This window comes from Pseudoalteromonas sp. PSi26 (assembly GCF_054960575.1).
On sequence record NZ_JBHNYT010000013.1, the window covers coordinates 76810 to 97741 of the forward strand.

The 20932-nt window shown below is 41.5% G+C and carries 13 protein-coding genes and 2 pseudogenes; 7 read left to right on the top strand and 8 right to left on the bottom strand.

Annotated elements, in window-relative coordinates; genetic code table 11:
* Positions 1 to 41 precede the first annotated feature (41 nt).
* From ACFI34_RS14330 to ACFI34_RS14345, 4 genes are all read right to left on the bottom strand, one after another.
* Complete coding sequence (locus ACFI34_RS14330; protein WP_462673963.1) at positions 42 to 2867, bottom strand: TolB family protein; 2826 nt, start codon at positions 2865 to 2867, stop codon at positions 42 to 44.
* Positions 2868 to 2993: 126 nt separating this feature from the next.
* A complete protein-coding gene (locus ACFI34_RS14335) occupies positions 2994 to 4553 on the bottom strand; it encodes a PH domain-containing protein (protein WP_462673964.1) in 1560 nt (519 codons plus the stop codon).
* Entirely contained in the window at positions 4546 to 5079 is a 534-nt protein-coding gene (locus ACFI34_RS14340) for a PH domain-containing protein (protein ID WP_462673965.1), read from the bottom strand. Before ACFI34_RS14340 ends, ACFI34_RS14335 begins: the two co-directional genes overlap by 8 nt.
* A gap of 59 nt (positions 5080 to 5138) precedes the next feature.
* Complete coding sequence (locus ACFI34_RS14345) at positions 5139 to 5993, bottom strand: D-hexose-6-phosphate mutarotase (RefSeq protein ID WP_462673966.1); 855 nt, start codon at positions 5991 to 5993, stop codon at positions 5139 to 5141.
* Between the two features lie 427 nt (positions 5994 to 6420).
* Here ACFI34_RS14345 and ACFI34_RS14350 point away from each other — a divergent pair, with 427 nt between their 5' ends.
* From ACFI34_RS14350 to ACFI34_RS14375, 6 genes and pseudogenes are all read left to right on the top strand, one after another.
* Entirely contained in the window at positions 6421 to 6903 is a 483-nt protein-coding gene (locus ACFI34_RS14350; RefSeq protein WP_008131907.1) for a MarR family winged helix-turn-helix transcriptional regulator, read from the top strand.
* A gap of 106 nt (positions 6904 to 7009) precedes the next feature.
* Positions 7010 to 8323 carry a porin gene (locus tag ACFI34_RS14355; protein WP_462673967.1) on the top strand — a complete coding sequence of 438 codons (1314 nt, stop codon included), beginning with the start codon at positions 7010 to 7012 and terminating at the stop codon, positions 8321 to 8323.
* Positions 8324 to 8449: 126 nt separating this feature from the next.
* On the top strand, positions 8450 to 8845 hold the full coding sequence (locus ACFI34_RS14360; RefSeq protein WP_462673968.1) for a YbaN family protein: 396 nt from the start codon (positions 8450 to 8452) through the stop codon (positions 8843 to 8845).
* A gap of 147 nt (positions 8846 to 8992) precedes the next feature.
* Positions 8993 to 9406 (top strand): annotated as a pseudogene (locus tag ACFI34_RS14365) (PepSY-associated TM helix domain-containing protein); the annotation flags it as partial.
* A gap of 76 nt (positions 9407 to 9482) precedes the next feature.
* Positions 9483 to 12000, top strand: a pseudogene (locus ACFI34_RS14370) (TonB-dependent receptor plug domain-containing protein).
* Between the two features lie 206 nt (positions 12001 to 12206).
* Entirely contained in the window at positions 12207 to 13097 is an 891-nt protein-coding gene (locus tag ACFI34_RS14375) for a DUF4097 family beta strand repeat-containing protein (RefSeq protein WP_462673969.1), read from the top strand.
* 73 nt (positions 13098 to 13170) lie between these two features.
* Here ACFI34_RS14375 and ACFI34_RS14380 read toward each other — a convergent pair whose 3' ends face one another.
* Genes ACFI34_RS14380 through ACFI34_RS14390 form a run of 3 tightly spaced genes read right to left on the bottom strand, consistent with a single transcriptional unit; the run spans position 13171 to position 17366 of the window.
* Positions 13171 to 14280: a lipocalin-like domain-containing protein gene (locus tag ACFI34_RS14380; RefSeq protein ID WP_462673970.1), complete on the bottom strand. Its 1110-nt coding sequence runs from the start codon at positions 14278 to 14280 to the stop codon at positions 13171 to 13173.
* 7 nt (positions 14281 to 14287) lie between these two features.
* Positions 14288 to 16717, bottom strand: a complete 2430-nt coding sequence (locus tag ACFI34_RS14385; protein ID WP_462673971.1) for an FtsX-like permease family protein — start codon at positions 16715 to 16717, stop codon at positions 14288 to 14290.
* A complete protein-coding gene (locus tag ACFI34_RS14390; protein ID WP_462673972.1) occupies positions 16710 to 17366 on the bottom strand; it encodes an ABC transporter ATP-binding protein in 657 nt (218 codons plus the stop codon). Before ACFI34_RS14390 ends, ACFI34_RS14385 begins: the two co-directional genes overlap by 8 nt.
* Before the next feature lie 201 nt (positions 17367 to 17567).
* Between ACFI34_RS14390 and ACFI34_RS14395 the strand changes: the two genes are divergently transcribed.
* Positions 17568 to 19457, top strand: coding sequence for a monovalent cation:proton antiporter-2 (CPA2) family protein (locus tag ACFI34_RS14395; RefSeq protein WP_462673973.1), 1890 nt, complete (start codon positions 17568 to 17570; stop codon positions 19455 to 19457).
* A gap of 155 nt (positions 19458 to 19612) precedes the next feature.
* On the opposite strand, the gene dcm is transcribed toward ACFI34_RS14395, so the two are convergent.
* Positions 19613 to 20860, bottom strand: coding sequence for a DNA (cytosine-5-)-methyltransferase (dcm, locus tag ACFI34_RS14400; protein WP_462673974.1), 1248 nt, complete (start codon positions 20858 to 20860; stop codon positions 19613 to 19615).
* Between the last annotated feature and the right edge of the window lie 72 nt (positions 20861 to 20932).

Consider the following 20932-nt stretch of genomic DNA (forward strand, 5'->3'; position numbering starts at 1 on the left):
CGATTTGCTACCCACAGTTCAACTAAGCTCATTCATCCTAGTTAAAGCGAATAATAAAAGCTCAGCCATGCACGCATTTCATCGTCAAAGCTGCTGCCCTCAACACGCGACACCCCCACATTAAATGTTAAATCGTTAACACCCGCAGGCCCCATGCCAAAGCTAAAGTCACCTTGATATTTTAAACCGTAACTTTGTGCATAAACGCTGTCATCTAATTGATGCTGAGTGTAATAAAGCCATGGCATACCTTCTTTATAAGTAACTCCGCCGCCATATCCTTGGTAACGCTCGGCAGTTGCACTATAAAAAGGCAGATCAGCTGCCAGCACAAATTCACTACTGTAGTGTTGGTTTATAAGATTGGAGTTGAACCCGCCTAGCGCAAGGCGTGCATCGTCTCGCTGCTTTTGTGTGAAATTAATGTACAAAGGAGCGTTATACACCTTACCAAATATGCTCGCATCGAGATCATAACCTTGCCAATTGTTTTCACCTTTACCTTCGTACCAACGAGCATTAATACGTTGTCCTATAGCAAACGTTTGGCGGTCATATTGCCAACGTTGAGCAAAACCAACACGCGTCCAACGAGTATGGCTTTGTTTGTAATCGGTATAGTTATAAGCAAGCTCAGGGGTTAAGCTTAATTGGCCAAACTTAAGTGGATAGCTCATTGCTACAAACCCACCACGAGCATTTATTTCGTTATTTAAATTGCTTGGGCTTACAGCTTGATATTGGCGTGAGGTATCTAAGTTGTAGTCATACAAAGCGAGTTTAAACTTAACATCAAGCGCATTATATTTAGCATTTACAAAGCCGCCATGTAATGCATCATCGTTTAAGTCAATGCTATAACCGGCTTGCAGGTCTAGCTGCTTTAATAAGTCACTGCTTTTAATACCCAGACTTAATAAGCTGGTCGATGCAGAATAATACTGAGAACCCAACGCAAAGGTTGCGTGCTGATCGAGTATTGCATAATCGCGCTGTTCGCCAGCCTCTTGCGCGTATACTTTAGCCTCTGGCAAGGTGTGCTCATTAACCATTAATAGCGGGGCTTTGCTATTAACAGCTAAATCGGTCACCGTAGTTTTAATACTGGTATTTGCTAGGCTTTTTACATCAGGGCCGTCGGCATTAATCGATAAATAAAGCAGCGTTTCATCTTGCATTTCAATGGGGTGAGCAACCGCTTCTTGCCCATGTGTTAAACGCTTTAAGGTATTACTGGCTATGTGGTAATTATAAATATCAGTCGCTTTATTTAATCCCGCAACAAAATAGATTGATTCGCCATTGTCACTAAAACTAGGTTGGGTTAAATATTGATACCCGTTTGGCATAGGCACAGACTGGCTAATACCACCATCAACATCTTGTATATACATTTGCCAGTTTTCGTTTAAAGAAGCTGATAAATAAACTAATTTTTTATTATTAGGACTAAGCGTGGGGTAATCGTATGCAGTATTTAAGCTTTTTTTGAACAACGGCGTTATGGTACCGGTGCTGATATCAACTTTTACTAATTCAGAATAGCCATCACGTATTTGCTCTGCATACAAAGTGTCACCGTCGCTTGTTGCACTAAAGCGTCTTAGCCCTGCAAACTCGGTTAGCTTTTCTACGTTGCCGGTTTCAATGTTATAGCTAAATATATCAGACACCCGATTATAAATGCCCGACTCTTCAGTACTATAAGCATTAAAATACAGTGTCGTGCTATTTACCCATTGCGGGTTGGCTATACCTGCCCGATTTATTTGATTAAGCACTTGCTTTTGTTCACGCTTAAACACGCTCGGTGGCGAATCTGGTATATCGAGTGGGTCTTGCTTAATTAACTCATTTTGTGCCTTTTCAAAGCTCTCCATCGCTTTAGTGTTATCTTCGGTGCTATAAATAACGAGCTTAGTATTACGCTTGGCATCACGCTCTACTATTGCAAGCTTGCTGCCATCATGTGAAAGCGCTGGATTGCTTGCGTATAAATCAAGCTCTAGCCATAGCTCACTATCAAGTGGTTGCTCTCCTTGCTCTTGCTGCATGGCCTTATACGTATATTCAGCAATAAAACGGCGATATAGCTTCGCTGCACTTTGGCCAAACACACCTTCAAATGCTTCATCAAAATCACGCGACTTAACCGCCTGCATTCGGGTCCATACACTATCAAGTATTTGCTCAGAAAATGTTTGCTCTAGCCAATATAAAAACCGACTGCCCATCAAATAGGCTATAGAGCCACCCATAAAGCCGCTATCACTATTCAATTGCCCATAGGTTGGTAGCGCACCTTGTTGAGCAAATTCACGCAATATCGACTCAGAGTAATTATCAAATAACCGCCCTCGTCCTGTCATTTTAGATTCAATTAACGTTGCATACCCTTCAGCAACCCAGCGCGGCGTATCACTGTAGGTTAAATCGTAAATATCCCACAAACCGCGCACTTTTTGCTGCCAGTGGTTGCGTGTAGGCTGGGCTAAATGCACTAAATGAATGTATTCGTGCAACACCAGTAACTGCTGCCAACCAGAACTGTTTGAAATCACCGTATCAGACTGCGGTGGGGTAGTAAAAAGTGCCATTACTGGGTTGCTTGATGTAGGCAAGGCAAACCCGTTCGCCGCATTTAAAGGGTCAAACACGACAACATCGACTATTTCATCGAGTGCACGATTTTGTTGTTCAAGCACTTTAGTGCGAACAATTTCAAGTTCAACCGCGGTCGATTTAGCAAAAGCAATATGCTCAATACTGTAGTGCACATTAAAATGCTCGGTATGAATGGTTTGCCAATCGGTAGCGAACGCGGGGGCAGCGAGCAACAAAGCTGAGGCAATGAGTGACTTTTTCACAATAATCCCTTAAGTAGCATCTTCAATAATGATTAGAGTATTATTAAACTCACTGAGTTTGCAGTAAAAAAGTGTAATAAAGCATGTGCAAATGTGTTTTCGCACATACTTTATTGTTTGAAGAAATTACATCCAACTACGAGTATCTGATTCAGCCTGTTTAAGTGTAAAATCAATCACAAAATCAGCATCTTGCTCTTTTATATATGGCATAAACGCAAAGCCGTGAGCAAGTTGTATATACAGGCTTTTTAGTCCTGATCTTCGCATTAAATAGGTACTTTCGCTGCTAGCACTTTGCACTTTATATAGTTCAAACACGCGGTAATGTACGCCAATCATGCCCTTGCGTACAACCATGTAAAACCGGCCATTATCTTCATGTAAATAGTAGCCATAACGCTGATACGACAAAGTAACCAAGCCCGCAAATACACCAAGTACACCCAAGCTGACAAAGTAATTAAACTCATTAAAATAACAAAACACAGCCACAAGTAAGCTAGGTAACAATGCATACAAGACTAAGTTTTTATACCAAAGTGCTCGCTCTGCCTGCTTAAATGCCAGTGCGCTGTTGTTAAACCACGGGTAAATCCACTGGCATACGCTGTTTACTTGCTCGTTATTTAATACAGGTAAAACTAAGGTTTGTTTATTTTTTTTAGCGGCCACACCCGCCATTGCACCACCGCTACTCGCTTGCAAAAATTCAACGGTAAAGCGCTTAAGTAACCGAGCAATAATATTTTGCTTAATGACAATCGACTGCACTTTGTCTAAGCTCATAGATAACTGGTGGCGTTCTAATAAGCCGGCAATGCGTTTAAACTTTTTACCTTTAAAATAAAGCTGATAATTATAAAAACGAATAAGTGACATTCCCACCGACAGCAAAACAGCAATAAGCACCACAAGTACAAACATTGTGAATATAGCAAATAACGCTGCACTGGCTACAAGACCAAGTTCTTGCTCATAAAACCCTTCTACTTTTGTGATTAATTGCTTTTCAAGCACATCGGCTACCACATTTATCAGCGGTGCGATGGCAGCTAGCGCTAAAATAGCCATGTTTGACATTAAACCAAACTTGGCTATTTCTTTGTTAGAAATAAACAAACTACTTTGCTCAGTAGCCTCGTCTGTTTCTACTTCACTGTCTGGCTCAAGCTGCTGTTGGGCCTTGTAAGCAAATATTTGCTTTCGCATTTGCTCTGCGTAACCTTGGGTTACGCCCGGCAATACAGCTTCTTGAGCCGCGCTACCTGCCGCATCAAAAATACAATTAACCAGCGTTACTGGTTTAAAGTAAAAAGGCTCAGCAATATTTACATTTTGTACTCGCTCAAATTTAAGCGTTAAACGTTCTTTTTTAAAAACGCCTTTATTAAGGAGTATTTCGTTATCGCTTGAAATACAAAACCTAAAGTTTCTGTAATATAAAACCGAGTATAAAAGCAAAGCACTTACAGCCACTGCTGCTGCAATTTGCCCCCAGAATAGTTTGTTTTCTACTTGTGTAACAAATACAAAACCAAGCGGTAATAGGTTAAATATACCGTCACGCACAAAACGCACACCAAAATGGACAACAAAATACACAAGTGCCCAAGGCGATACCTTTTGCCACAATGTCACCTGGTCAGCATCCGTTTGTGTGGTATGAGGTGTAAAATCACTCATCGGCTGGTACAGCCTGAGTAGACGTTTGTTCTTGGCGGTAATCTTGAACAAACTGGCGCATATTTTTACAATCCGTGTGTGTAAGCCCGCTTACTTGCAAATCGGCACTCATGCCACCGGCGCTATACAATTTTAAACTGGCTAAACCCAGCTTTCGCTCAATAGGGCCGCGGTGTATTTCAATGTGCTGCACGCGTGCTAACGGTAAAATAGTAACCCGCTGCCAAATAATTCCTTTTTTAAACGCAATGTCGTGCTGACGCATAGCCACACCTTGCAATTTAATACTCGCAACGCTATAGAGCATAGAGATGAGTATTAAAATAGGCATACCAATTAATAAATACGTTTGCATATTATTGGCAAAGTTTTCGTTGAAGTAACAAATTGCGGCTAATATTGCGCTAAAGGGAATATAAAACACTAACCAGTTAAGTTGTGCATGGAGCAGCGCTTTATCGGCAAGCGCTTTAAATTCAATGTTTTTATGCTGTGGTAAATCCGTCATTTGCTGATTGTTAAACACACTATTTCCTATACTGTTTTTATTATTTTATTCGTACACAAAGCCTAATTAGGCATTCCTTATTTTACCCATTCTATAGATGTTACTAATGTATGACTTTGCTGTGGCTCAAGGGTAACCGCATCATCTAATACATTGGCGGCTTCTAGGCATAACATGGTTTTGTATTCATCGTCAGCAAAATTAGACAAGCGCTTTGATTTTTCAATCCACGGATTCCAAAGTACACACGAACTAGAGTTTGCTCGGCCAACTTTAATAACGCCTTCAGGCGTATTAATGTATTGCACAGGTGCAGCTTGGGTGTAAACCATATCGGTTTCACGTTCAAAGCCAACAACCGCTTGTTGCGTAAAAGGCCCTTCAGCAAATTCAATATATTGCGCGCCTTGCAAGCCTTCAACGTGTGTATTAGTAATATCTGATGTTGGAAAATATGTGTGCAGCGCTTGTGTATAGCTAAACGCCTTGCTGCCTAAATTTGTTGTGGTTAATTTCACCTCAAGCGAATCACTTAAAACAAATTCCACTTTTAATGCCGACTCGTGCGGCCAATATTCAGAGCTAATAAGCTTCATAGGGAGCTTTAAACTAACCGTAATACACTCGTCAGATTCATGCACCTCGTCGGCTTGCCATACACTAGTGCGAGCAAAACCATGTGCGGGCCAGCCAGTATTTGCATGCGCGCCAAACCATGGCCAACAAATAGGAATACCACCGCGAATACTCATGCCTTCTGAGAACGTTTCATTACCCGACACCCAAATAAGAGGTTGCTTACCCTTAGGTGTAAATTGCGTAATTTGGCCACCTTGTAAAAATATTTTTGCATCGCACAAATCACTTTCAATATTAATAAATTCAAGACCGGTTTCGGTGTGTTCAATGCTCACTGATGGCGATAATTTCATGCCTTACCCTTTAATATTAATAATCACAACGTTCAATACTCTTACATATAACGTAAAGTATAAACCAAGCAAATAAGTTTTTGCTTATTCAGACAATCATTGTGAGCATATTGATAGTTGTATATCATAAGCTTACTTAAGCTACATTTTGATTAATTGCACACCAAACACATAAAATGCACTTTAAAAAAGACAATTTTAGTGGTGTGCCTATTACTTAAAACAGCGTTAAACGCTTAATTAAACGCCCCACCTACTAAAAGCACTTAATTAAAGTGCACTTGCTTTAAGGTAAATTAGTTTCTACTCTAATCAATAAAAACGAGTAACAGCAGTAAAAAATTAAATTTTTAATTTGAATTCAATTTATTTGATGTGTAACATTTCGCGATTATGGCAAAGCATTGCTTTTCGACGAGATAAACACATGCAAAAATATGACGAGTTATTGGTATCTTTACGTAAAGTGATCCGAGCGATTGATTTACATTCTAAGCAACTTAATAAAACAGCCGGCTTAACTGGCCCGCAGTTGCTTATAATGCACGAAGTGTCTCAAACTGATGGCATCACTGCTAGCCGCATTGCGCAAAATGTAAATTTAAGTCCAGCGACCGTAACTAATATTCTCGACAGAATTGAAAGCAGAGATCTGGTTACGCGCGTTCGAAGCCAAATGGATAAACGTCGAGTGAGTTTACACCTCACCGAAAAAGGGAAAGAATTACTACTTAAAGCCCCTCAACCATTACAAGAACACTTTATAGAAAAGTTTTCTGGCCTGGCTGAATGGGAGCAATCTTTGTTACTTTCCTCTATGCAGCGCATAGCAGCAATGATGGATGCAGACAAATTAGATGCATCTCCCTTACTTGAAGTGGGCGCACTTACACAAGCGCCTAAAGAATAAAAAACGAACAATAAAAAATATAATGGTTTTGTACTAAGCTCTCAACCCAAGGTGTTATTAATATCTTGGGTTTTTATTTTTAACCAAACGAAAAGAAGCAGCTAATATGACCAAACTCTCAAAATTATCGCTCGCATTTATTTTAGGTAGTGCTTCGAGTACTTCTTACGCCACCGATATCGACACGCTTCAAAGTCAATTAAAACAACTACAGCAGCAAATGAAGTTGCTTGAACAAAAACTAGTCGAAGAAAAATCTAAACAGCAAAAAATTAACGAAAAACACCAAGAGCAAGTTGCACTTATCGAAAAAAAAGCTGACCAAAACGTTGTGGTGGCAGAAGCGCCGAAAGAAAAAAGCAGCGGCATAAAGGTAGGCGGCGCTATTCGTACTAACTTTAGTTATGCATCGTATGATGACGATAACGAAGACCGCGGCGGCGACTTTGATTTTGACGTTTTGAGGCTTAATTTTTCTGGTGATGTAGGCGACGTTATTCTTAACGCAGAAATTCGCTTTTTTGATTACATGACCGCAGTAAAATATGCTTATGCAGCGTACGACTTTGCAGACGATTGGCAAGTACAAGCAGGTATTACCAAAGTTCCATTTGGTAACTGGCCTTACAATTCACACAACTGGTTTTTTAACACCACTTATTACATCGGTTTAGAAGATGATCACGATTTAGGCATTATGTTTAAACGTAAAATTGCAGATAACTGGCAATTAGATCTCGGCTTTTTCAAAAACGATGAGCTTGGTGGCGTAGATGGCTACGTTGACAACCGCAGCGATCGCTATTCATACGATGTAGTTGGCGTTAGAGCCGCCGAAGACGGCATTTATGCAGAACCTGCAACCCAAATAGGCGAATACAATACGCTTTCGGGCCGTTACGGTTACCACTTTGAACACGACGGCGGCACAACCGAGTTAGGTTTTTCTGCGTTATTAGGCGGGTTACATGACGGTAATGACCGCGCAGGCGACTATTATGCGTGGGCTATGCACCTAAATAGCAATATTGATGCATGGAACTTTCAACTTCAACATGGTGAATACAACTACGACATAGATAATATTGATCGTATGGCCGTAGGTGCTTACTCGTTTTACGACAGTATTGCCGCAGAAGCAACCATGACCAATGCAAACATCGCTTACAGCATGCCAGTCGAGTGGGGCCCAGTAACAGACCTACAATTTTATAACGATTACGGGATTATCTACGATAAATCTGACAACAGCGCAGATACGTGGATGAACGTGACGGGTGTTTCTGTAGCCGCTGGAGGCTTGTTTACCTACTTTGATTTTGTACATGCTAAAAACCAACCTTTCGTTGGTGGATCGATTGCCGGTGACAGCAGCGAAACAGAAAAACGCTTTAATATAAACATTGGTTATTATTTTTAATAACCAAGTCTACAAAAAAGGACATACTGGTTATGTCCTTTTTTATTGGAATAGCGTTTTAGTTTTATAATACATGTAAAATTGGCCTACACTTTAAATTAGTCGCCACTCACTATAGCGTCGTCAATGAATATAAAATCGTCACTTATCTGTTATAAAAACGTAGGGTTAAAAATGCTAGGCTTAACCTTAGTGGCGTTAGGCATTGTAGGCATTATGCTTCCGGTCATGCCCACGACTATATTTTTTATTTTGGCGCTCACTTGTTTTACGCGCTCATCTCCTGCACTTGCAAATTGGTTACTTAGTCACCCTCGCTATGGTGTTATCTTGCAGCAATGGCAGTCTCACAAAGTGGTACCAACCAAAGCGAAGTGCTATGCCGCTATCGGTATGCTTATTGGATTTATATTTTTACTACACTCTACAGCGCCTATTTGGGTTGTATACCTTGTAGCAGCAATAGAAATTGCGGTTATGATTTACCTTATTTTAAGACCCTCACACCCCCCTCAGCATTAAACCTCGTTTAAACGCACTAACTAGCTTAAAAATTTTTTAGCCTGAATTCAGATTATTCAAAATAGTAATGTAAAGTTACGTAAGTAAATTTGTAATAAGTAATGCAAATCATTATCATGTAATAAATTTTATTACATTAAATTATTTATGTCGTTTATTAATAAACGAACTTTGTACAGCACAAGCCGTGCCTTACATATTTATATTTCTACAGCTCTATTTTTTTTACTCATTTTATTTTGCGTTAGTGGCATTGTACTTAACCATGTTGACTGGCTTAAAAATGATAAAAGTAACGGGCAATTAACCGCAACTATTCCAGCTGAGCTTGCAACAAAGGCAAACTCGCAGCTCAATACATTGCCGACGCTTTACCCTGAAATAGAAGCCTATTTAGCATCGCAGTTCTCACTCACCAAGGTAAAAAGTATTGAGTGGGAAAAAGAAGATGCACTGGTCATGCTCGACTACCCCCTTCCGGCGGGTTTTGCTTACGCTGAGCTTGACTTTACAACTGGCGAGCTGAACCTCGAGTACCAAACAGGTGGATTTTTATCTTTGCGCGTAATTGAGCGCTTCTATATGATTCGCTCCTTTTTCAAACTCCCCAAAACAACGACGTTCTTAAGGAACATTCATGACTTTTAAGCATTTATCAGCTAATAAATTAGCACTTAGCTTGGCCGTAACCTCTGCACTTAGCAGCTCTTTTGTTACAGCTAATGCAGCAGATTAAGATGCCCAGGCACAAGAGAACATCGAAGTAATCTCAGTAACAGGAACTCGCCGTAGCCTGCGAAGTATCGCTGAAAGCTCAGTGCCGGTAGATATTATTACTAGCAGCGACATGGCCAGCACAGGTCAGCTTGAAATCAGTCAGGTTCTTGCTAATCAAGTACCCAGCTTTAACTTTCCAAGCGCTACTTTAGGTGATGGGACCGATCATGCAAAACCAGCTGTGTTACGAGGTTTAGCGCCCGATCACACTTTAGTGCTTGTCAATGGTAAACGTCGTCACTCTGGTGCGCTTTTAAACTTAGCGGGTGTTGTAGGCAGGGGCTCTACCGCGGTAGATTTAAACATGATCCCTACATTAGCCATCAAGCGCGTAGAAGTACTACGCGATGGTGCCGCAGCGCAATACGGTTCAGATGCCATTGCTGGGGTGATTAATATTGTTTTAAAGGATGCCTCTGAAGGCGGCAGTGTAAGCGTAACCTATGGTGAATACGATACACAAATGGCGGGCGCACCGAACTTAGAAAGCACCTACGCAGATGAAAACGGCGACCTTGCATTTAACCTAGGTGATGACCGCGAAATTAGCGATGGCGCCACACGCACAATTAGCGCTAACTCTGGATTTGCATTATCAGACAGCGGCTTTGTAAACGTATCGATTGAATACCGCGATAACAGCCCAACACAACGCTCTGGTTTTGATCCTCGCGAGCAATACAATCGCCTTGACGATGGCAGCCTAGACCCGCGCGAATTTACTATTGACCGTTACAACCATCGTTTTTGTAAAGCTGACCTTGAAGATTACGCTTTATTTTACAATATGGGTTACAAGCTAGATAACAGCCTAAACCTGTATTCATTTGGTAGCTACTCAAAACGAGAAGGTAACTCAGGTGGCTTTTACCGCCGTGCACAAGACAGCCGGAACGTATTAGCACTTTACCCAGATGGCTTTTTACCGCAAATTGAAACCGATGTTGAAGACTACTCATTTGCCCTAGGTCTAGAAGGTGAAACGGGCGACTGGACATGGGATGTAAGTACCAACTATGGCCGCAACGACTTTGCATTGGGCGTTGTAAATAGCTTAAATACGTCTTTGGGTGCCACCAGCCCCACCGAATTTGATAACGGCGCACTAGTTTATGACTAATTTATAGTCAATGGTGATGCAAGCACAACCCTTGATTTAGGGTTACCTGACGACGTAGTTTTTACTCTAGGTGCTGAATACCGCCACGAAAGCTATAAAATAGAACAAGGTGAAGAAATCTCTTACATTACTGCACTTGATAGCAATGGCAACCCAATTGCTGCCGGTGGCGCGCAGGTACTTTCGGGTTTTGGTCCAGAGAGCGTAACCGATGAAAGCCGCCATAACGTTGCACTATTTGTTGAGTTTGACACTTACCTAACCGACAACTGGAACATGGTTTTAGCAAGCCGCTACGAAGATTAAAGCGACTTTGGCAACACATTTACCTCAAAGCTTGCAACACGTTACAGCGTAAACGAAAACTTATCTTTACGTGGTGCGTTAAGCACAGGTTTCCGTGCGCCATCGCTTGCACAAAGCTCGTATCGCCAAATTTCAACCGTACTTGAAAACAACCAAGCGTTTGAAGTAGGCCTATTCTCAACAGATGCACCCGCAGCGCAAGCCCTTGGCGCAAAACAGTTAGACGCTGAAGACTCAGTTAACTTAACTGCTGGCTTTGTATACACCCAAGGTAACTTTAGCTTAACGGTTGATGCCTACCGTATTGATATTGATGACCGTATTGTACTCTCGGAAAATTTAAGCGGTGCCGCAGTACAGCAAATTTTAGCGGATGCTGGTAAGTTAAATACCGAAAGCGTACGCTACTTTACTAACGCAATTGACTCGCGTACGCAAGGCGTAGACATTGTTGCAACTTACCTACTTCAGTTAGATAACTTTGGCGATGTGCGCTTAAACGCAGCGACTAACTTTAACGACACCGAAGTGACACACGTTGACGATAATCCTGAACAACTAAACTCTATAGGTGACGACTACGTTGTATTTGCACGCCGTGAAGTAGGTCGTTTTGAAGAAGGCACACCAGACAACAAACTGAATCTGTCGGCCGTGTGGAACTTTAACGAATGGCAAACAACGTTACGGTGAAGTTGCTGATATTTCCACAACAAGCGATCGCGATGAATACCTAGATGCTAAATGGATAACCGATTTAGAAGTGGCATATCGTCCTAATCACGAATGGAAATTTGCACTGGGTGCCAATAACTTATTTGACCAATACCCGCAAGCCACGGTCGATAACATTGGTTACTCTACCTTTAGCCAAATATTCCCGTACACACCCTATACACCGTACAGTTTAGATGGCCGCTTTTTATACGGTAACATTACTTACAGCTTTTAATTTGTATAATTAAAACCAGTCGTTAAAACAAAAAGGATGCGCTATGCATCCTTTTTATTAATAGTTAGTAATTTTAACCACTAATTAGTCTTTTAATTTTTAGCAAAAAAACTAAATTTATTATAAAACAAACACTTAAATTTAGGCCTCATTATTGCTCTAGTCTTGCTATATTAACAAATAACGTCACATTAAAAGGACTAACCATGAGCTCATCAACTGTATCTACCATTGCTAAACCACTTTCGCTAATTAGCGGTATTTTATTATTAAGTGGCTGCGTGTTTCATATTTCGCCAAGCGTTGCGTCGGTAAAACAAACACAACAACTCACATTACCTAGCAATAACCTTGAATACCTAGACGTATTAAGCGGCGCAGGTTCACTCAAAATAATAGGCTCATCAACAGCAACCAGTATAGATGTTGACGCTACTATTTACACGGTTGACATTGACGATGAATACGAACTCACACTCGATCAAAGTGGAACTAAAGCAAAGCTTGTTGCCCAAAATACAAGTAATAATGGAATTAGCTTTTACAGCGGTCAATCGCCTAGCATTGATTTAGTGGTTACCGTCCCTAACAACCTTATGTTAGATATTGATGATGGCTCGGGCGATATAACTATTAACGCCATGACAAATAATATTGATGTAAAAGATGGCTCTGGCAGCTTATCAATCAATGGCGCTAAAAACCTAAACATTGACGACGACTCGGGCGATATTTCTCTTCAAAGCATCACTGGTAATCTAGATCTTAACGATGGCTCAGGCAGCATTACTATTAATAACGTGAATGGCAATGCAAATATTGATGATGGCTCAGGCGATATGAATGTAAGCAATGTACGTGGCACGTTAACTGTTGAAGATGGCTCGGGCAGCATAGCAATACAACATATTAATGGCGCTGTGGACGTTGAAGATAACTCGGGCGACTTATCCATTGAACATGTTGATGCAAGCGTTACCATTGAAGATGGTTCGGGTAGTATTCGCGTTAACCATGCCAAAGGGTTAACAATTACAGAAGCGGGCTCGGGCGATGTTAGCATCGATAATATCTCTGGTTCAGTAAAGCTAGACTAATATACTGAGCCCTTAATAAAAATGCACTTAACCTTGGTTTAAGTGCATTTTTTGAAAACCACTTTATAACTCACTAATAGCCAACTAACTCTGCATAACCTTTACCTTTAAAACCACCTTGGGTTTTAATTCGCCCCTCCCAGTAGGGAATACTCAATTGATTACGTGAATCGGGATTACGCGCTTCAATTATAATTGGCTCAAACCCTTTAACCTTGAGGTGCCACTTAACTGGGTAGGTTTTACTACTGGGCGTTGCTTGCGTCGCTTGGGCTTTAAGCTCAGATGTTTTTAATACTTGTAACGTCACGTCGTTATTTGCAATGGCGCGAACTTGTCCACTTTGCGTAATGTGCGATGCACTGCAATAATCATAACTTTGTTGCTCATTACGAATACAAAATGCCATCAAGCCACCCTGTTTTTTATCATCAGCCTGAATGCTAAACCAGTCCCATCCATTTTGGGTAGGATCGATTAGTGCCGAGGACCACTCTCTGTCTAACCAAGCATCTCCAGTAACTTTAAAAGTTTTACCCGCAAATGTGATGTCGCCTTGGGCGTGTAAAAACGGATAGCTGTAATAGTAAGATGCATGCCCCTGGTGGGTTTTTTGGCTATAACCTTGCTCGCCATGTTTTACAAGTGGGCTATTAGCCAGCACCAGGTTAGCACTGTAATTTTCCTGCTGCGCCTTTAAACTGAGCGGTAAAAATGTTGCATCCTTACTTGCTAACTGCCAATCATCTAGGCGAGCTTCAAATGGCTGCGCTGTTATATTTACTTGTCCCGATCTGCCATATTTTTCGAACGCTTGATGCTGTGAATCGGTTTGTATTGCAAAGTGAGCAAAGTAAAGCTGTCCATTCCACCATGGCGACGCATCAGTTGCCGTGGCTTGCTCATCGACCGAGAGCCTAAATAAAGTCCATTGCACACCAAAGGTGTCGCCATTATCTGCCTTTAAATTAGCAGTTACATACCACCATTCAATTCCTTGTTGATGATGCGCCCCATGATCACGTGGAAAGCTCAGCCCTTGGTTTTTGTTTACAGGTTCACCAAATTGTTGTGCAAACCCGCTATGCATTGGTTTATCTTGATTTACTTGCTCTGCTTCGGGCTGGCACGCGCTTAATGCGCCAATAAAAATAAAGGTAACAGCTGCTTTTAGTCTATTCATGTAAGTCCTATAGCTTGGCAACATTATCGGCAACGGCGCTTCGCGTTAATTTTATCAGCGGTAACGCGCTCACAAATAAAGCTAACATAAACATAAGCACCGTAAAGCCACCTAACTGTAGCCAATTAACGGTCATGGCCATGGTCCAACCAAAGGCAATTGGCATGACGTAAGTTAATAGTACCCATCCAAGGCTAAGCCCCAATGGTATAGCTAATAACAAGGTGGTTAAAATAATAAGTGCAGCTTGCAGTACTTTTGCTCCCAATAATTGCTGTTGTGTGACACCCAGCGTTTGTAATACCGCCATGGGCTGTAATTGCCCGCGCCCTAAAGTTAAAAAGCTTACCCACATGCCAAATAATGCAATCAGCATAATAAATATATTAAGCGCCTGAGTAACATAAAAAGTTTTACCAAATAGCTGTTTTGCAAAGCGTTTAAACTGCTGATTAGCAATGACTTGTTGGCTATCTAATTGGTGCTGTTTTTGAATATATTCGGCTATGGCGTCAACGTCACTATTGGGCTTTAACCAAAGCGATAAACCATACTCAGTGTAATTTAAGCAGCTATTCAATAATGCATTAGTTGTTACAACAACATTTAACCCTTGCTCGCCGTAATCAAAATAGGCAGCGCGTACCTGACACGTTAGTGTATTAATATGCTGTTTTAGGGTTATTACATCACCTACTTTAAGCGAGTACTGCAGCAAGGCGGGTTCGTTCACTAAGCAACCCACAACCCCATTTTTGTTCTTTTCAAATACTGCAGATGTAGGTGCTTTATTGTTTAACAAAGTAAGGTGTTGGTTGTAGCTGGCCGTTGCACCAAATGCCATAACATCAACAGCAATCGTATTTTTAGGTGTTTTAAGCTCACTGTTAGCTGACCAATATACGCCTACTTTTTCGACCTCTGGGAGTTCACGCAACTTAGCCCCTAACGCTTGAATGTTTTGATCGGGCCTTACGTATAAATCAGCGCTTAGCCGTTTTTCAAGGTGTGTATCTAAGGTGTCGCTAAAACTGCCAACCATAATTTGCATACCTACGGCGGCCCCCATCGCCATTAAAATAGCGAGTACTGAGCTTAGTAATGCAGGTAACTGCACTAGACTGTCTGCTTTTAACCACTGAATAATGGGGTTTTGTGTTGGCCATGGCAGTTTAAAAACGGCTTTAACTATTGGTGGCGTAATAACAAAAAAGAGGAGTAGCACACAAACACACAGCAATAAGGCGCTTATTTTGGTATTTGCTGTTAACGCTAAGTAGCTGGCTGCAAAAATAGCTAAGGCAAACATTAACCATTTAATACGCGCAAAAAAAGTACTTAATCGAGCCGATTGACTGGCTAAAAAACCCAACAAAACAACAATATTAAGTGTAAAACCACTGGCAACCATGCTGCTATTAAGGCTTACTACAAAGCTTCTATCTAGTTGGTAAAGCCCTCGAAGAGTCGCCGATACATCCATAACTAAGGCGTTTGCCAGTGCCGCGCCTAATAACGCACCTAATAACGCAGCAAAAAAACTAAGCACCGTTAATTCAATAACCAGCGCCTTAATTAACACTGACCTTTGACAACCCAGCACCCACATTTGCTGCTGCAAGTGAGCGCGCGCATTGTACGCCAGCTTAATTGCATTAAAACTTAAAAACGCACCCACCACATAACCTAACAAAGCCAGCGCTTGTAAATTAAAGAAAAAAGCCTCAGAGAGCGCGTCAAAAGCCTGCTCTTGCGCAGCTTCAAGGCGTGCTTGATCGCCTAACAATACGTTTAATTGGGCTGTTTGTTTATTATTTAAGCCACTTACTTCAAAGTAACTAATTACCCCATTTGCGCGCAGTAATTTGTCGGCAAGGCTAATATCCACCAGCATGGTCATGCCTAAACCTTGTAACTCGCTTACCGCTAACGTGCGTGTGGCATCGCCCATGTTTATATTAATACGGCTGTTTTTTAAATTTAGCCGCTGCATTAATTTAGGGTCTATATAAACAGTATTTAGTAGCTGTTCAAATCCAGAATAACGATTGTTGGTTGTTGATGCTGAGCCGCTGGTATTTTGTGTAAGCCACTGCAATAAATTGACGCCCCTAAGCGCGAGTTTTTGCTGCTTATCGGTTTCAATTACACCTTCTAAAACCGGTTGAATCTGCACAAAGCCAGCTGCCCTAATACGCGACCACATACTGTTGGGCAACCTGTTTTCACCTAGCACAGGGCGTACAAAATGCGTCACTGGGTTTGCAATTAGTGCTGTGGTTTGTTGATAGCGCTTACCGGCCTCTAAGTTTAAGCCCTGTATTGCAGTAAGTAGCGCCGCGCCTAAACTAAAACCAATAAAAAACAGTAATAACAGCCCTACATGGCGGCGATAAAACTGCATATACGTTATTAAAATAAGTTTAAGTTCAGCCATTAATTTGGCCATCTTTTAAAAACAATTGCGTAGCAAATTGGTCGGCCAATCGCTGACTATGAGTGACCATAATTAGTATTATTTGCTGTTCTTCGCACAAGCTTTTTAATAGCGTAACTATATCGAGTGAGCGAGCGGCATCAAGGTTGCCCGTAGGTTCATCGGCCAATAATAGCTTAGGCTTATTTAATAGCGCACGACCTATGCCTACTCGTTGCTGCTCCCCACCTGAAAGCTGCTCAGGCATTGCTGTAAGCTTGCCTTCTAAACCCAGTTTTTTAGCCATTGTATTTACTTCATCGTCGCTCGGCGATAACCCGTTAAGCCTTGCTTGAAAGCACATGTTGTCTCTCACATTTAACGGGCTGAGTAATTGGTAATGCTGAAAAATAATCCCTATTTTACGCCGATAAAGAGCAAGTTCATTAGCACTCAATTCACTAATTTTTTGCTCATTAACCGTAATAGTTCCAGCATCTGGAGACAGTAAACCGGCTAATAAATTTAATAATGTTGTTTTACCCGAGCCACTATCACCGAGTAAGGCAATGTGCGCAGCAGGTGAAATAGTTAACGATAAATCATTAATTATTTGTCGTTTCAAGCCACCATCTTGGCGTGTAAAAAACACATTATTTAGCGAAATCATAAAATGTAGCTCGTCCTAGTAGCAAAATTTTTAGCTTTGTTTTAAACGTTACAATAACAGCAATTCGGTCATTTAAGTGCTTTATTTAAGCCCATTGCAATAAATTTTATCATTCAGTTAAAGTAATTTTACTGAGTAACTCATTGTATTTTAAACGTACCTAAGCCATGCTAATTATCTAAACTTTAATAAGGTAAGCATGTGTTAGAAATAGCGTTAATATACTTAGCTGCGGCTATTGTGGCAGTTCCTATTGCCAAGCGAGTTGGTCTTGGCTCAGTACTGGGTTACTTAATTGCCGGCATACTTATTGGCCCCTTCGCATTAGGGGTGGTGGGAGATCAAACCGATGTAATGCATTTCGCCGAATTTGGTGTAGTAATGATGCTATTTTTAGTTGGCCTTGAACTACAACCCTCTCGCTTATGGAAACTTCGCCACTCTATTTTAGGGCTCGGTGGCCTACAAGTAGTGCTAACTGCCGCCGTTATTTTTGCATTTTGTTATTGGGTGTTTACCATGCAGTGGCAAACAGCCCTCGCTATTGGCTTAATGCTTGCGTTGTCGTCAACCGCCATTGTGCTGCAAAGCCTTGAGGAAAAAGGCTGGCTAAAGCGCGAAGCCGGCCAAAATGCATTCTCGGTGTTATTATTTCAAGACATTGCCATTATTCCAATTTTGGCGCTGTTGCCATTACTTGCCTTTGCTCCACCAAGTAGCTCTAAAGAAATCAGCCATTCTATTATTGCCAACTGGCCAGTATGGCAACAAGTTGCTGTATCGATAGGTGTGATTGCTGCCATTATTGCCGGTGGTAAATACGTATCGGCCCCGTTATTTAGGTACATAGCTAAAACTCACATGCGTGAAATATTCACTATTTTTGCGCTATTTTTAGTGGTGGCTATTGCCCTTGTTATGCAAAGTATTGGGCTTTCACCTGCATTAGGTACATTTTTAGCGGGTGTAGTCCTTGCCGAAAGTGAATTTAGACACGAGCTCGAAGCCGATATAGAACCTTTTAAAGGGCTACTTTTGGGGTTGTTTTTTATAACCGTGGGCGCCTCTATCAACTTTGAGTTATTGGCTAATGAGTTTTCAACTGTTATCGCACTTGTTGCGTTACTTATTGTGGTAAAAGCCTGTATTTTATATGCCCTTGCCATCACCTTTAATATTAGTAAAAAACAGCGATTACTGTTTGCATTAGCCCTTGCACAAGGCGGCGAATTTGCTTTTGTATTGTTAAGCGTAACCACAACACTGGCTATTTTAACGCCAGCACAAACAGGCTTAGTGACCCTTGTTGTTGCTGTATCAATGTTAGTGGCTCCGCTATTGTTAATGGTGTACGAACAACTCGAAAAGCGCAGCCATACCAGTGCGCCAGAGTTCGACAAGCCAGAGCAAATTAGCACAGCTAAGCACGTTATTATTGCGGGCTACGGACGTTTTGGACAAATTATGGGGCGTTTATTACATGCACAAGGCTACGAAATAACAGTACTCGATCACAGCCCCAGCCAAATAGAATTACTACGCCGCTTTGGTAATACCGTATTTTATGGTGACGCCGCCCGCCAAGAACTCCTTGAAGCCGCAGGCGCTCATACCGCACAAATGCTGGTTGTTGCCATTGATGACCCTGACAAAACCATTGAAATAATTGAGCTTGCCCACAAAAACTACCCACAATTAAAAATTGTTGCCCGCGCAATAGACCGTCGCCACGCATACAAATTACTTAATTTAAAAGTAGATGCGTTTAACCGCGAAACCGTCGACTCAGCTATTAATTTAGCCGTAGAAGCACTCGAACTACTTGGAAACAACAAACAAGACGCCGAGCGTGCTGGTAAGCTGTTTAGAGAACACGATCGCGCTGCGGTTGTGCAACTTGCTGAACTGTGGGGCGACGATGCCAGCTACGGCGTAGCCGTGCGCCAACGAATGGAAGATTTAAAGCAAGTATTACAACAAGACAGGCAAGCACAAAATGATTTAAATACCTGCGATAGCGGCGACTGTGAAGACGGCCTAACAGAGCTAGCTGATAGACCCAAAAAGCCTGATGATGCTCATATTGAGTAGTGTCAGGTGGTTAAGTTTGGGTTTTTAGAGATAATGGTATTGCCTCGCTAAGAGGCTATACTTCTGAATAATTAACTTTTTATGTTACTCAACTTGAAAGATTCACCTTCATAACTCCACATAATTAAATAACACGCTAAACTTGGCCATTTCTTTTACTTTTCCGCTTCAGCCGTTTCAATTTGGTTCAGTATCTGCACTACTGAACGAGCTACCGCACTTGCAAGATTAACAGGTACAGCATTTCCAATTTGCTTATATTGCGCTGTTATTGGCCCAGAGAAAATCCAACTATCTGGAAAGGTTTGAATACGGGCATATTCACGTACAGTAAGGGGTCTAGTTTCAACAGGATGACAACGCTCTGTTTGCTTTTGTGCCGGTGAACACGTCAGTGTCAGACTAGGTTCATCCCAACTCAAACGTCTAGCCATTCCGGTTTTCCCCCCCCCTAGGTAAAAGCTTTTCTTCATATATTCTTTTTGTACTTCAATCGGCAAATCTCTCCAATACCCTCCAGGCGGGACTTGCGCTAGAACTTCTGCTTTCGAAGCCGGGTACTTTTGTCCTATTGACTCAGGCACGTCAGTGTGGAACAACTCTCCCGCTTTAAGGGCATCTTTCATAGTCATAATGCGCTTATAAGGTGAAGGCCATTTAAATGTTACGCTACTAGCTAAGTCTTTCCGAATAGCTATAAGTAGAACCCGCTCGCGCTTTTGGGGAACACGATAAAAAACAGCTTTTAGAACCTTGGGTTCAACTAACTCGTAACCGATTTCGTCTATAATCCCTTTAATAGCTTTTAGTGTTTTACCATCATCATGATTTAAGAGACCTCTTACATTCTCAGCAACAATTACCTTAGGGTTTGTTTCTTTTACAGCTCTTGCAAATTCAAAGAATAAGGTGCCACGAGCGTCTTCAAAGCCTAGCTTCTTACCCGCATAAGAGAATGCCTGACATGGAAAACCTCCAGACACAATATCAACCTTATCTTCGTAAGGTGTAAAGTCGACTTCACTGATATCTCCACGGACTACGTTCCAGTCAGGACGGTTTTTTTCTAATGTATCGCAAGCATGTTTATCAATTTCGCTAAGTAGTAACGACTTAAGTCCTGCTTTCTCCATCCCCAGAGCGAGCCCGCCCGCCCCAGCAAATAGCTCTATTGCGCTAAAAGAACGTATCGGTCGAGTTTTACTCTCTTCATTCCAATTTGTAGAGAAAAGCATCCTGGCTTCATCAAACTGTTTTAACTGTTCTTTGCTATAAAGCCTGTAATTGTTGTCCTTATTGCGCGTAGGGACTAACTTTCCCGACCCTTCCCAACGCCTGAGAGTTTCTTTAGAGACACTCAATATGTCTGCAACCTGCGCAATGGTAAATACTTCGTTTTCCATGATTATATCCAAACCCTGATCATGGTTACTAGTGTACATATACACAGTAGTCATGTCAAACATTACACATGG

What these genes read in the sequence shown, in the direction of transcription:
- ACFI34_RS14335 (WP_462673964.1), bottom strand. Translation starts at nt 4,553, where the DNA reads ATGAGTGATTTTACACCTCATACCACACAAACGGATGCTGACCAGGTG.
- ACFI34_RS14345 (WP_462673966.1), bottom strand. Translation starts at nt 5,993, where the DNA reads ATGAAATTATCGCCATCAGTGAGCATTGAACACACCGAAACCGGTCTT.
- ACFI34_RS14350 (WP_008131907.1), top strand. Translation starts at nt 6,421, where the DNA reads ATGCAAAAATATGACGAGTTATTGGTATCTTTACGTAAAGTGATCCGA.
- ACFI34_RS14355 (WP_462673967.1), top strand. Translation starts at nt 7,010, where the DNA reads ATGACCAAACTCTCAAAATTATCGCTCGCATTTATTTTAGGTAGTGCT.
- ACFI34_RS14360 (WP_462673968.1), top strand. Translation starts at nt 8,450, where the DNA reads ATGAATATAAAATCGTCACTTATCTGTTATAAAAACGTAGGGTTAAAA.
- ACFI34_RS14375 (WP_462673969.1), top strand. Translation starts at nt 12,207, where the DNA reads ATGAGCTCATCAACTGTATCTACCATTGCTAAACCACTTTCGCTAATT.
- ACFI34_RS14380 (WP_462673970.1), bottom strand. Translation starts at nt 14,280, where the DNA reads ATGAATAGACTAAAAGCAGCTGTTACCTTTATTTTTATTGGCGCATTA.
- ACFI34_RS14385 (WP_462673971.1), bottom strand. Translation starts at nt 16,717, where the DNA reads ATGGCTGAACTTAAACTTATTTTAATAACGTATATGCAGTTTTATCGC.
- ACFI34_RS14390 (WP_462673972.1), bottom strand. Translation starts at nt 17,366, where the DNA reads ATGATTTCGCTAAATAATGTGTTTTTTACACGCCAAGATGGTGGCTTG.
- dcm (WP_462673974.1), bottom strand. Translation starts at nt 20,860, where the DNA reads ATGGAAAACGAAGTATTTACCATTGCGCAGGTTGCAGACATATTGAGT.